The organism is Geothrix sp., from assembly GCF_030219325.1.
In the GTDB taxonomy this organism is placed as follows: Bacteria; Acidobacteriota; Holophagae; order Holophagales; family Holophagaceae; genus Geothrix.
Genome location: NZ_CP126625.1, coordinates 1,481,765 through 1,495,129, shown reverse-complemented (window position 1 = coordinate 1,495,129; position 13,365 = coordinate 1,481,765). Strand labels below are relative to the sequence as shown.

At 66.4% G+C, this 13,365-nt stretch carries 8 protein-coding genes and 1 tRNA gene; 1 reads left to right on the top strand and 8 read right to left on the bottom strand.

What is annotated here, in order from left to right:
* Nucleotide 1 precedes the first annotated feature (1 nt).
* The 8 genes from QOZ81_RS06715 to QOZ81_RS06680 form a co-directional block, all read right to left on the bottom strand.
* Nucleotides 2-445 carry a response regulator gene (locus QOZ81_RS06715; RefSeq protein WP_291199711.1) on the bottom strand — a complete coding sequence of 148 codons (444 nt, stop codon included), beginning with the start codon at nucleotides 443-445 and terminating at the stop codon, nucleotides 2-4.
* Nucleotides 442-4,104 (bottom strand): PAS domain S-box protein, encoded by a 3,663-nt coding sequence (locus QOZ81_RS06710; RefSeq protein WP_291199714.1) that lies wholly within the window; start codon nucleotides 4,102-4,104, stop codon nucleotides 442-444. The genes QOZ81_RS06715 and QOZ81_RS06710 overlap by 4 nt, the downstream gene beginning before the upstream one ends.
* Entirely contained in the window at nucleotides 4,101-5,255 is a 1,155-nt protein-coding gene (locus QOZ81_RS06705) for an HD domain-containing phosphohydrolase (protein WP_291199717.1), read from the bottom strand. The genes QOZ81_RS06710 and QOZ81_RS06705 overlap by 4 nt, the downstream gene beginning before the upstream one ends.
* A 3-nt stretch (nucleotides 5,256-5,258) precedes the next feature.
* On the bottom strand, nucleotides 5,259-6,401 hold the full coding sequence (locus QOZ81_RS06700; RefSeq protein WP_291199720.1) for an HD domain-containing phosphohydrolase: 1,143 nt from the start codon (nucleotides 6,399-6,401) through the stop codon (nucleotides 5,259-5,261).
* The gene (locus tag QOZ81_RS06695) at nucleotides 6,398-7,609 is read right to left on the bottom strand and encodes a response regulator (protein WP_291199723.1); all 1,212 of its coding nucleotides are present in this window, start codon (nucleotides 7,607-7,609) and stop codon (nucleotides 6,398-6,400) included. The genes QOZ81_RS06700 and QOZ81_RS06695 overlap by 4 nt, the downstream gene beginning before the upstream one ends.
* Nucleotides 7,610-7,616: 7 nt before the next feature.
* Entirely contained in the window at nucleotides 7,617-10,007 is a 2,391-nt protein-coding gene (locus QOZ81_RS06690) for a PAS domain S-box protein (protein WP_291199726.1), read from the bottom strand.
* 540 nt (nucleotides 10,008-10,547) lie between these two features.
* Nucleotides 10,548-10,624, bottom strand: a tRNA-Arg gene (locus QOZ81_RS06685).
* Nucleotides 10,625-10,641: 17 nt separating this feature from the next.
* Complete coding sequence (locus QOZ81_RS06680) at nucleotides 10,642-11,874, bottom strand: FAD-dependent oxidoreductase (protein ID WP_291199729.1); 1,233 nt, start codon at nucleotides 11,872-11,874, stop codon at nucleotides 10,642-10,644.
* 125 nt (nucleotides 11,875-11,999) lie between these two features.
* Here QOZ81_RS06680 and QOZ81_RS06675 point away from each other — a divergent pair, with 125 nt between their 5' ends.
* The gene (locus QOZ81_RS06675) at nucleotides 12,000-13,223 is read left to right on the top strand and encodes an MFS transporter (protein WP_291199734.1); all 1,224 of its coding nucleotides are present in this window, start codon (nucleotides 12,000-12,002) and stop codon (nucleotides 13,221-13,223) included.
* Nucleotides 13,224-13,365: the final 142 nt, after the last annotated feature.

The following is a 13,365-nucleotide window of genomic DNA, read 5'->3' as shown; positions in this document are numbered from 1 at the left end:
TTCACCTCATCATGGGATGGATGACATTGAACGAGAGCCAGAAGGCCCGGAGGGCTTCCACCAGACGCACCAGCCCGTTGAAGTCCATGGGCTTCTGGACGTAAGCGTTGGCTCCGAACGCATAGGCCTTCTGGATGTCGGAGGGCATTTCGGAGGTTGTCATGGCCACCACGGGAGTCAGCCACCCCCTGGGCTCCTGCCGGAGCGCCCGAAGCACGTCCAGGCCACTCAGGCGGGGGAGTTTCAGGTCCATCAGGACCAGGGCCGGATAGACCTCCTCGTCCCGATCCTCGTGGGCCCCCTTCCGGAACAGCCAGTCCAGGGCCTCCTGCCCGTCCGTGGCCACCGCGGTCTCGAAGGGGACACCGGCCTTCTCGATGGCCAGCATGAGCAGGGCCAGGTCGTTCGGACAATCCTCCACGATGAGCACGACCGGGCGCTTCATAGCAGGCCCCCCTCAGGCTTGGGCAGCGTGAAGGACAGGGTGGCGCCATGACCCAATTCCCCTTTGGCCGCGATCCATCCCCCATGGCGGTTCACGATGCGCTTGACGATGGCCAACCCGATGCCCGTCCCCGGGAACTCCTCAGCCTTGTGGAGGCGCTGGAACGGGGTGAACAGCCGGTTGGCCTGGGAGGACACGAAACCGACGCCATTGTCGCGGATGGCCACCTCCACGGAGCTGCCGTTCACGGAATGGGCCGCCACCCAGATGCGTGGATCCGGCGTGTGGGAGGTGAACTTCCAGGCATTGCCCAGCAGATTCTCCAGGAGGATCCGAAGCAGCCTCGGATCCCCCTTCACGAGGATGGGGCGCTCCACTTGCCAGATCACTGGGCGGCCCGGGTCCGCTTCCTTGAGTTTGGCCAGCACCTGCTCGGCCAGGCCGCCAAGGTCCAGTGGCATCGCAACGAAGTCATCCCGCCCGACGCGGGACAGCTGCAGCAGATCCTCGATGAGCTGGGCCATCCGGATGGCGCCTCCCTGGATCCGATTCAGGTGGCCAAGGCCCTCGGATGACAGCACGGAGTCCCCGTCCCGGCTCAGGGCTTCGCTGAATCCGCTGATGGTCCTGAGGGGGGCCCGCAGATCGTGCGACACGCTGTAGGCGAAGGCCTCCAGTTCCTGGTTTGCCGACTCGAGCTGGTGCGTCCTCACCTCCACCCGGTGCTCCAGGTCTCGGTTCAGGTGCTGGATCTCCGATTCCATTCGCTTGCGTTCCGTGATGTCCTCCACCACGTTCAGGATGTACCCGGCTTCGTTCTCGCTCGGGGCGACGAGGGAAGCCAGCAGCTGGACCCAGACGATCGCGCCACCCGAACCCAGGTAGCGCTTCTCCTGGATGAAACTGCCCCCCATGTCCTGCAGGATGTCCTGGAACATGACGCCGTCGGGCAGCTGATCCCCGGGATGGGTGATCCGGGAGATCTCCATGCCGGCCAGGTCCTGCGGGTCGAGTCCCAGGATGTCCGCGAACCGCTTGTTCGCCCTCAGGATCCTCCCATCGAAGCCGAGGTGGACGATGCCCACGAGGGCCTGATCGAAGGTAGCCCTCAGGCTCGCCTCGCTGGACATCAACTGCTTGACCACCATCTGCCGGGCATAGGCATTCCAGAGGTCCCCCGCCACCACCTCGAGCTGACCCACGTCCAAGTCGTCATAGTCGGTCGGCTTGTTACCCACACCCACGATCATCCGGACCTTGCCGGATTCCACGACGGGCACCACCACTTCCCGGGTCAGGGGGAAGTGCCCCTCGGGCATGCCCTTCCGATCCGTCCGCTCCGCATAGTCGTTGTGGATCACCGGTTTCCTCAGCCTGACCGCATCGGCCCAGATCCCGGCCATGGCCACGGGATAGTGGGTATCGAAGCTGGCCGTGCAGTGCTTCATGGTGTCGGCGGTCCAGGCCGTGAGTTCGAGGGTCTCCTGATCTTCCAGGAGCAGATGGAGGAACCCCACCCGGCTGCCCGAGATCCTGGCGATGCACTCGAGCCCTTCCTTCAGCAGGTCCTTGCCCGAATGGCTGTCGGGGAGCGAGGCCAGGTCGAGCATGACCTGGAGTTGGCTCACCCGGCTGTGCAACGCCAGTTCGGCGGCACGGCGCTCCGAGATGTCCAGGACCACGGCCAGGAAGACCTCCAGGCCACCCGGACCGGCCAGCTGGACATGGACCTCGACCGGGTAGAGGGACCCGTCCGCCCGGCGATGCATGGTCTCGAAGGAGACCAGCTTCTGTTCATGCCGCAGCAGAGGAGTCAGGACTGCCCTGAAGGCCGCTTCGGTGAACTCCGGCTTCAGGTCCAGGGGGGTCATCGTGCCAATGTCCCCGGCCGAATAGCCGAGGTTCCCGAGCGCCGCGCGGTTGACGTACTCGAAATGCAGGTTTTCCCGGTTGAAGATGTAGATCTCGTTGAAGCTGGACTCCAGGATGTGGAGGAGGCGGGCATTGGCCTCCACGGCGCGCACCCGGTCAGTGGTGTCATGGATGATGGAGTAGAGCAGCGTCCGGCCTTCGATGACGATCGGACCGCTGTAGACATCCACGTTCCTCAGCGACCCGTCGGCCCGGCGATGGACGAACTCGAAGTAGTCCTGGAATATTCCTGCCGCGGAGCCGATGGCACTCTGAAGCTGGTCCGAAGGCAGGGTGTTGATCTCATTGATGTTCATCCCCTGGAGCTGATCCCGCGACCAGCCGTAGAAGCGGATGGCGGCCGGATTCGCGTCCACGATGCTGCCATCCGACGGATCGATGAGCATCTTGATCGCGTGGTTGTTGTCGAAGAGCGTGTGGTAGCGCTGTTCGCTCTCACGGAGAGCCTCCTCTGACCTCCGGCGCCGGGTGGTATCGCGCGCGGTGACCGCCACGCCGATGACTTCGCCACCATCGTTACGGGTGGGGGTATGCCACACTTCGAAGTAGCGCCGCGCATGATCTTCCGCGCCGGACATGCCCTCTTCCACGAAGGATTCCCCATCCAGCGCCCGATCCAGGTTGGCCTTCGCGACGGCACGGTCCGCCGGGGCGGTCTGGTAATCGAGAAGGCAGGAGCCGAGGCTGATCTCAGCGCCGTACAGGAGCTTCATGGCCGCGGCGTGGGCCCGGTTGAAGCTGGTGTAGCGGTATTCGCGATCCAGTGAGAAGATCGGCCCCTCGGCGCTCTCCATGATGCTTGCCAGCACCGCGTGGTTCTTGGCCAGGGTCTCGGCGGCCAGGCGCTCCTCGGCGATGTCCCGGAAGGCGCCCACCACCTTCACCACCTGGCCGTCCCTCATGACGACCTGGCTCGTGGCATGGATCCAGATGCGCCGGCCGGTGGCAGTGAGGAGCTCCAAGTCCAGATCGAAGTTCTCACCCCGGTCGATGGCCAGCTGAACCGCCCGGGTGATGACCGGCCGCCATTCCGGGGCATAGAACTGGATCGAGGTCTCGACCGTGGGTGCGTAGGTGGCAGGGTCCAGTTCGTGGATGCGGAAGACCTCTTCGGACCAGTAGAGGGTGCCCGCCTCCAGATCGATCTCCCACCCTCCCACCTTGGCGATGGATTCCGCCTGGCGCAGCAGCCGGTGCATCCGGCGGTAGTCGCTGCTGCTCTTCCGGCGTTCCGTGAGGTCCGTCAGGACGCCCGTCCACAGTGACGCGCCATCTGGAAGGACCCGGGGCTGGGACTCGAACCGGACCCATCGCCAGTCCCGGCCAAACCCCATGCGCCCCTCCCACTGGAACGGCGACATCCGGGTCAGGGCCTCCGCGTTGCGCTCGCTGAAATTCGCCCGGTCCTCGGGGTGGATGTGGTCCAGGATCAGGCCCGGCGAGGCCTGGAAGGCTTCCCGGCCGAGGCCGGAAATCTCGCAGAACCGGTCGCTGACGAATTCGATGGTGTAGGTGGAGCGGCAGATGTCCTCCCACTCGCTGGCCGTCATGGCCCGGCTCGGTTCCACTCGAAGGCGGTAAATCCCCGAAGGCAGGGCCCTGACGAGGTCCTGGTAGATCCTTTCCTCTTCCCGCAGCCCGGCCTGGGGTTCTCCGGGCTCCCGCACCCTCGCCTGCATTGCAGACGAAGCCACCCGGTACCGCCGGCAGGGGCGGGGCCGCGTCATGCCGGTTCCCCCTTCACGATCAGCGGTTCCCGGATTCCGGAAAGACGGGCGAAATTGCGGAGTTTCTGGAGGTGGGCCAGTCCGATCACCGTGGCTTCGGGAACCACGAGCAGGCCATCCACGGTCTCGATGCCTGCCAGGAGCACGTGGCCGATCCTGAGTTCATGGAGGCCAATCCGCTGGGTGGGCGTGGACGGGGCCTCCGTGTCCTCGCGCTCCAGGCAGCGCTTGAAGGCGCGCAGGACATCCAGGTCGTACCAGGTCGTCCGGCCCTCCATGTCGCGGAGGGCCGAGAGGGGACCGCTGAACTTCGGAAGCAGGCGCTCGTAGTCCCAGACCACCCGGAGGATGCGGCCGCCCAGGGGGATGTCCTGATCCTTCTTGTCGTCGGGGGGGTAGCCGGTCCCGTTCAGGTTCTTGTTCATGTAGAGCACGGCCTCGGCCACTTCCTCAAGGCGGGGGATGTTCCGGATGAGGTCCGCACCGATCTCGGGGATCCGATTGGCGAGATCCCTCTCGGCGCTGGTGAGGAAGGTCCCGGTCTGAAGCTTGGTGGCCACGCCCTCGGGCACCGTGAGGATGCCGATCTGGGACAGGATCGACGCGATGCCCAGCACCCAGGGATTCTCCATGCTCATCTCCCGCGCGATGGCCTCCGCATGGGCAGCCATGGCCTGGGCCCGGCCGAAGGAGATGGGGTCGAGGCACGAGAGCAGTTCCACCAGCATCCGGATGGCGCCCTTGAGCGTGTCCTCCACCAGGGACTTCTCGGCCGTGATCAGCTGATGCTGGCGCACGGCCAGATCCAGGGTCTGGCTGAGCAGCTCCGAGTCGCAGGGCTTGGTGAGAAAGCGGAAGATCGAGCCGCGGTTCACGGCTTCCATGGCCGTGCCCTGGTCGGCGTTGCCCGTAAGCATGATGCGGACCGTGTCAGGATGCTGGGCCATGGACCAGGCGAGGAAGGTCACGCCATCCATTCCCGGCATCCGCATATCAGACACGACCACCGCGTAGGGCCCGCGGTCCGCCATGCACTCCAGCGCCGCTTCCCCCCCCAGAGCCGTGTCGAGGGCGAACCGCCCGCGCAGAACCCGGGCGTAGGCCTGAAGGACATTCGCCTCGTCATCCACCAGCAGGATCTTCGGCTTCATGGGCTACCCCTGGGCCGGGCCGTCGAGGACCGGGATCCGGTCCGGAATCCCCAGGATGTCCACCAGGTTCCTCAGCAGCTCGAGGTGGCCATGGCCGAGGCGGAGCCCCTGCCCCAGCACCAGCTGCCCCGCGGTGGTATGGAGGTCACCGGCCAGGATCAGCCCCGGGACGAGGTCCTCCCGCCGCACCAGCCTGGGCGCCGGCCTGGTCCGGACGGAGTTGCCGAAGCACTGCTCCATGGCCTTCAGGACCGCCGGATCGTAGGCCTTCCCATGGAGCTTCAACTCCTCGAGGGCGACCGCCCCGCTGTGGCGTTGGGTCTCGAGGGTGGTGAAATCCTGCACCGCCTTGAGGATCCGCGCCCCGAGCGGAATGTCCTCTCCCGTCAGGCCCTCTTCGGGAATGCCCGACCCGTCGAATCCCTTGGCCTGATACCGGATGATGTCGGCCACCGACTCCAGGCGCGGGATCGTCTGGATCATGCTCGCCCCCAGCTCGGGGACCCGGATGAGGATGGCCTGGGTCTCGGGCTTGTAGGCCTCGGCTTTCAGCACCTCCCTCGGGAGCGCGATCCTGCCGATGGGGGCCAGCATGGCGGCCACCTCGATGGCCCAGACATCGCCGGATCCAAGGGCCCGGGCCACTTCGCCGCACCGGCCACGCACGGACAGGCCGAGGCTGAAGGCGGCGGGGTCCACGCTGGCGAGCAGCTCCGCCAGCACTTCGATGGCCCCCGTGAGGGTGCCCTCCAGCAGTTCCCGTTCCGCCCGGACCAGGTCGTACTGCCGCTGCCCCGCGTGGATCGCCAGCTCGAGATCCTGGGGAGAGCAGGGCTTGGTGAGGAACCGGAAGACCTGGCCCTGATTCACGGCATCCGCCGCGGTCTTCTGGTCCGTGTTCCCGGTGAGCATGATGCGCACCGTGTCCGGGCAGGCGAATTGGGCCTTGGCCAGCAGCTCCAGCCCGGACATCCCCGGCATCTGCATGTCGGCCACCACCACGCCGTAGGGCCCCTGCTCGAGAAGCATCCGGAGGGCCTCCTGCCCCCCCTGGGCCACGTCGAGGATGATGTTCTTGCGCAGCACGCGCTGATAGCCGCTCAGGATGTTCCGGTCGTCGTCCACCAGCAGGGTTCTGTGGGTCATGGAAGCTCCTTTTCCGACGCGGATGCGCAGGCAGCGGCCCACGCGTCCTGGTGCCCGGCAAGCCCTGCGCGCTCCAGGGACTCCTGGTTGAAACGGCCCGATTCGAACAGGGCCTGCCCCCCCTTCGCGCCGCAGATCACGTCGGCCGCATGGACCGCCATGGCCGAGCACATGCCCTCGCTCTCGAAGGCGTGGGGCCGATGGTGGAGGCTCACGATCTTGAGGATGCCGGCGGGCAGCCCCCACAGCCCCAGCAGATAGGCGCCGACTTCCGCGTGGGTGACGCCGAACATCTCCTGCTCCGCCGTAGGCAGCAGGACATGCTCTTCCGTGACGAGCTCGACGGCCCGGTTGTACAGGTCCGGAAAATTCGAGGCAAGGATCAGCACGCCGACGTCATGGAGGATCCCGCCGACGAAGGCCTCCTCCTGGAGCACGCGGTCCAGGCCCTCGGCCTGCGCGATGGCCTTGGCTCCGGCGGCCACGGCCATGCTGTGGTGCCAGACGTCGGAAATGCCGAAGGTCCGCGTCTGGAAGGGCTGGGACTGCTGGAAGATGCTGTTGGAGAGCACCAGGGTCTTGACGATGTCGATGCCCAGGTAGGCCACGGCCTCCTGGGGGTGGTTGATGGTCCTCCGCAGCCCGAAGAAGGCGCTGTTGACGAGCTTCAGGATCTTCGCGGTCATCCCGGGATCCTTCTGGATGATCTCCCCGAGAACCCTGGGATCGGATTCCTCCCGGGAGAGGGCCTGCTTCAGCTCGACGTAGACTTCCGGGACATTGGGGAGCCGGTCGATGGCACCGATCACCCGCTTCACCTCGTCATCCACGAGCTTGCCCGCCAGGGCGCAGGCGTTCCTGACCATGGCCTTGAGCTGCTCGGGGTCGCAGGGCTTCGAAATGTACTGGTGGGCCACGCCCACGCACTGGGTCACCAGGTCCTTGTCGGCATGGCCGGACAACACCATCCGGACCGTGGTCGGATGGCGCCGCATGACCTCCCGCAGCAGCTCGGCGCCGTTCATGCCGGGCATCCGCATGTCCGAGACGATCACATCGAAGGGATGGCCGGCCATCAGCTCCAGGGCCCTGCCCCCGCTTTCCGCGAAGACCATGTCCCATTCGCCCCGCAGGGGCCGGAGGATCCGCTGGAGCCCCTGGAGCACCATGGGCTCGTCATCCACGAAGAGGATCTGCTGTTTCAGCATCGGGGCCTCAGGTGCCCGGCTGGGGGAGGGGCAGGAACAGCCGGAAGGTGGTCCCCCGGCCCGGGGTGGAGTCCACGAGGATCCTTCCTCCATGCTTGTCCACGATGACCTTGTAGGCGATGGCCAGGCCCTGGCCAGTGCCCTTCCCCACGGGCTTGGTGGTGAAGAAGGGTTCGAAGATCCGTTGCTGGATCTCCTCCGGAATGCCGGTCCCATCGTCCGACACGGATACTTCGACTTCCCCTGAATGGAGGGCGGTCCTCACGGTGATCTTCCCCAGCCCGCCGGCTGGGCGCCGCTCCTTCGAGGCCTCGATGGCATGGGCCGCGTTGACGATGAGGTTGAGCACCACCTGGTTCAGCTCCCCGGGGAAGCAGGGCACCATGGGAACCGCCTCATCGAATTTCATATCCAGTTCCGCCACGTACTTCCATTCATTCCTGGACACTGTGATGGTGCTCTCGATGGCCCTATGCAGATCAGCCATCACCTTGGATTCGCTGCCGGGGTGGGAGAAATCCTTCATGGCGCTGACGATCTTCGAGATCCGCGACACACCATCCAGGCTCTGCTGGATGGCCTTTGGAATCTCGGTCCCGAGGTAGTCCAGATCCGTGCCTGCCAGGTCGTCCAACGCCTTCCCCGCGGCTTCGCCCGCGCTCCCGCCCATGACCCGGATCTCCATGAGGTGGGCCATCAGGCGGCCCATCAGGGAGAAGGCCTCATCAAAGGAGTCCCGCAGGAACGTGGCATTGTCACCGATGTACTGCGTGGGGGTGTTGATCTCGTGGGCGATGCCAGCCGCCAGCTGACCGATGGCCTCCAGTTTCTGGGACTGCCGCAGCTGGACTTCCATGGCCGCCCGGTTCTGCTCGGCCTCCTTGCGCTCGGTCACGTTCCGCGCGACCACCAGCGCCCGGACGTTGCCGGTGTCCTGGTCGGGGATGATCGCGGCGGTGCTCTCGAAGTGGAGCCAGCGGCCATCCTTGTGCCTCAGGCGGTATTCCAGCCCCTGGGTCAGGTACCCGTTCATCAGGTCCCGGATGGCCTGGGACACGCGGTCGAGGTCATCGGGGTGGAGCAGGTCCATGGAGGACAGCGACAGCATTTCCTGCTCTGAATAGCCGAGTACGAACTGGTAGGAGGGGCTGTTGTAGAGTCGCCGCCCTTCGCTGTCGATGATGGCGATCAAGTCCACCACGTGGCGGTGGATGGCCGAGAACAACGACTCGTTCTGCCGCAGGGCTTCCTCCGTCTCCTTCAGCCGGGTGATGTCGAGGAAGGTCGCCACGTACCCGGCAATGTCCCCATCCGCCTGGAAGAACGGCGCCTTGCGGAAGATCGCGTGGTGGACGGCCCCATTGGGCAGCGTCCGCCTGAAGGAGGCCTCAAGGAGGCCAGAGCCGTCGGTCCCCTGGAGCTCCGCTTCGGGGAGCACATCCCGCGCCGCCAGTCCGAGGATCTCGCGGGTGGGCCGGCCCAGGAAATCCTGGAAGGCCTGGTTGCAGCCCAGGATGAGGCCGTTCGGATCCTCGTAATAGAGCGGGTTCGGCAGGGTCTCGATGAGCGTGCGGAGGAACTGGAGGTTCTCGAACTGCTCCCGCTCGAGCGCCTTCCGCTCGCTGATGTCCCGGACGACGCCCACGGCGGACCACGCGTCGCCTTCCTGGAGCGCCGAGAGGCTGAACTCCACCGGGAACTCCTCGCCGTCCTGGCGCTGGGCGATCAGCTCCGTCACCTTGCCGATCGCACTGCCCCGCCCGTTGGCGCTGAACGTCGCGAAGGCCCTGCGGAAGGCCACATGGAAGCGGACGGGGGCGATGAGCTCGTGGAGGTCCCGCCCCATGGCCTCCTGCTCATTGAATCCGAAGATGCGCTCAGCAGACTGGTTCCAGAAGGACACCCGTCCCCTCGGGTCCATCATCACGATGCCATCCAGGGCTGCCCCCGTGATGGCCCGGAAGCGGTCTTCCGTCGCCTTCAGCTCGGTCCTGGCCTCGACTGCGCCGGCTCGCACCTGGCTCTCGGACAGTTCGCGTTGGATGGCGGGCATGAGGCGGGCCAGCCTGAATTTGCTCACGAAATCCTTGGCCCCCGCCCGCAGCGCCTCGACCGCCGCCTCCTCGCCGATGCGGCCCGAGACGACGATGCAGGGCAGCCCGGGAACCAGCCGCCTGGCCTCCTTCAGCACATCGAATCCATCGAGGGTGGGCAGGGCGAAATCCGTGAGCAGGAGGTCCCAGGTACGGGTCGTGAGGGCGGCCCGGAGCGGTTCCATCTCCTCGACCCGGACCACCTCGCAGGCCAGCCCCTCCCCCTTCAGGTGAGTCTGGAGCAGCAGGGCATCCTCTTCCGAATCTTCGACCAACAGGATCTGGATGGGTGCTGGACTTGCCATGGTGCATCCCTCTGGCCGGGCATTGCACGCGCGCTGGAGAGCCTCGGTTGGATCGCGAGCCGCTGGCCGGAGGGCTCACCCGAGTCCTATCGGCTGAATCATCCTCTGGCCCAGCTTTGGTCATTCCGTGATGGCGTGGTCCCCTTTCCGGGCCCGCCAGTGGACAGGGTTTGAGACCTGGTTGCAATTCGCTCGGGTCGGGGCCATAAAATAAAATTCATGTATCTATCGCGCCAACCCGAAGAATACCTGTCGGAGGCAAAGACGCCCCCCGCTTCCCATCATGGAGGATGCTATGAGTGGAATTCAGGGTGTATCCGCGGCGGCCTCTGCGGCGGCGGCCATCAAAGAAGAAGCCAATGAGTCACCGGCCGTGACTCGGATCGAGGCCGCGAGCGGAGATCCAGCAGCCGTCCGGAGGCTGGCAGCTTCCCAGCCGCCCCCGAGCGCCAAACCGGCCGAGAAGCCGTTCACCCCTGCCGGGGGCTTCGACTTCAAGGCTTAGACACTAAAAAGCCCCTGAATGATCAGGGGCTTGAGTGGTGGTCCCGGAGCGACTCGAACGCCCGACCCTCAGATTCGTAGTCTGATGCTCTATCCAGCTGAGCTACGGGACCGCATTGAAAGAATGATTCTACCGGATCTGCGCGGGCTGTCCATCCCAAAGGCTGAGGGGCTCGGTGGTAGAGGCCGGGCAGTGGAGGCCGGTGAGGTCCGTGGCCAGGCGGTCCATGAGGGCCCGGGCGGTGGTCAGCTTGCCACCGAGCACCAGGGTGAGGTTCGCGAAGCGGGCGTGCCGTTCGAGGACAGCCTCGCGGCTGAGGTGGGTGGTCTGGCCGTCCGCCGCGACCAGGGGGCGCACACCCAGTTCCTCGGCACGCACGGGCAGCTGGCGCCAGGGGATGGCCGGCAGGTTGGCTTCGAGGGCCTCGAACAGCTCCGCCCGCTCGGAGGCGACGATGGGCACCCAGCCATCCTCGACCTCGCGCTCGGTGGTTCCCACCTGGAGCAGACCGTCCCGGGGGATGACGAAGAGGATGCGCCCCTTGGGGCGGCGGATGGCCCAGGGCCGGTCGCAACCGGGTACGGCGTCGAACCAGAGGTGGATGCCCGAGGACAGGCGCAGGCGCTTCCGCGTCTCGCCGAACCACTGGCCCAAGGCCCCATCCGTCCAGGGCCCCAGGGCAACCACCCAGCGCCGGGCGGAGAGGGCGCGGGTCGAACCATCCCGGCGATCCCGGAGGCGCAGGGTCTTCAACTCGCCACCCGCATCCCCGAAGGCCTCCGGCTCATGGAAATCCAGGCGGAGGGCCTGGCTGGAGGCCGCCAGGTCCCGGGTCAGCTCACGATCCCAGGTAATGAGGTCGGCGTAGGCCGTGGCGCCCCGGAAAGGGCTCCGCGCCCCACGGGGATCGGCCTCGAATGCGGCGCGCGGCACCTTGCCCAGGGTCAGGTGCGGGGGCCAGTCTGGCCGATCGGCGCCCCAGTGGTCGTAGAGCCCGATGCCGAACCGGTGGGCCAGGCCCTCTCCCCAGAACCGGTGGGGCATCCAGAAGGCCTCCCAGCGGCAGCGGCGGGGCGCGATGCGGGCCCAGTTGGCACGCTCGGCCAGGCCCTCCCGCATCTGGGCGATGTCGCCCGTGAGCATGTAGCGGATGCCACCGTGCAGGAGCTGGCTCGACCACTGGCTGGTGCCGCCCCCGACCTCGCCCCGGTCCACCAGGGCGCAGGACACGCCACGCAGGGTCAGCTCCCTCGCCAGGGCTGCGCCGTGGATCCCCGCACCTAGGATGGCGATGTCGGCATCCAGGGTCCGGGGCAGCGTGCAGAGGCCTTCAGGTGGTGCGGGCCAGGCGGTCTCGGGCACGGGCTCCTCCTCGGCCCAGTGTGCCCGAGCGGAGCCCCCCCTGTCGTCTGCCCCGGCGCCGCCTCTTGTCTGTAGATGCATTCGCATGAACCATGGATTCATCCTCCCCAGCATCGGAGCAGCCCTTGAAACACCCCTGGAAGGCCATCATCAACCTGACCGTGATCGTCGGTGCGCTGGGGTACTTCGTCGACATCTTCGACCTGATCCTCTTCCCCATCGTGCGGACGGCCAGCCTGTCGGACCTGGGCGTGGCCCCGGACCGGATCCTCCCCACCTTCGTCTACCTGTTCAATTTCCAGATGATCGGCATGCTCGTGGGCGGCGTGCTCTGGGGTGTCCTGGGCGACAAGAAGGGCCGCATGTCGGTGCTCTTCGGCAGCATCACGCTCTACTCCCTGGCCAACATCGCCAACGCCTTCGTGACCACCATCCCCGCCTACGCGGCCATGCGCTTCCTGGCGGGCCTGGGGCTCTCGGGCGAGCTCGGCGCCGCCATCACCCTGGTGAGCGAGGTCCTGCCCAAGGAGGTGCGCAGCTACGGCACGGCAGTGGTGGCGAGCCTGGGCATCACCGGGGCCCTCGTGGCCGATCTCGTGGGGAACAAGCTCGGCTGGCGGGGGGCCTTCATCACGGGCGGCGTGATGGGCCTGATGCTGCTGGTCCTCCGCATCAAGGTGACGGACTCGGGCATGTTCAAGCAGCTGGCCCACCAAAACGTGGCCAAGGGCGACTTCCGGATGCTCTTCACCAACCGCGCCCGGTTCGTCCGCTACCTGCGCGCCATCCTCATCGGCGTTCCCATCTGGTACGTGGTGGCGATCCTGGTGGCCTCCTCGCCGGAGCTTTCCAGGAGCCTGGGCGTCGTGGGCGCCGTGAACCCGGGCCATGCCATCGCCTCGTGCTACCTGGGGCTGGCCGTCGGCGACCTCGGCTCGGGCTTCATCAGCCAGTGGATCGCCAGCCGGAAGAAGACTGTCCTGCTGTTCCAGGCCCTCACACTGGTGACCGTCCTGATCACGCTCTTCAGCCGCGGCGTCTCCGCCCAGACCTACTACCTCCTGTGCGTGGCGCTCGGCTTCTCCGCCGGCTACTGGGCGGTGTTCGTCACCATCGCCAGCGAACAGTTCGGCACCAACATGCGGGCCACCGTCACGGTCACGGTGCCCAACTTCGTGCGGGGGGCCGTCGTCCCCATCACCACCAGCTTCCTGGCCCTGAAGGCGCACTGGGGCATCGTCCACTCCGCCCTCTTCATCGGTTTGTGCTGCCTGGCTTTCGCGGCCCTCAGCCTCTGGGGCATGGAGGAGACCCACGCGAAGGACCTGGACTTCCTCGAGGTGGATTGACCGGGCGCCTGGTTTGAATCTTGCAACCTTGATTCAGGATCAAAACGCCCCATGTTGGGGATCTTCATCCAAGGCACCCTGCGCCAACCGCGAGGGGGCTCTGTGGATGCCGACCCAGCGCTTCCCCCGCGGCGACCTGTCG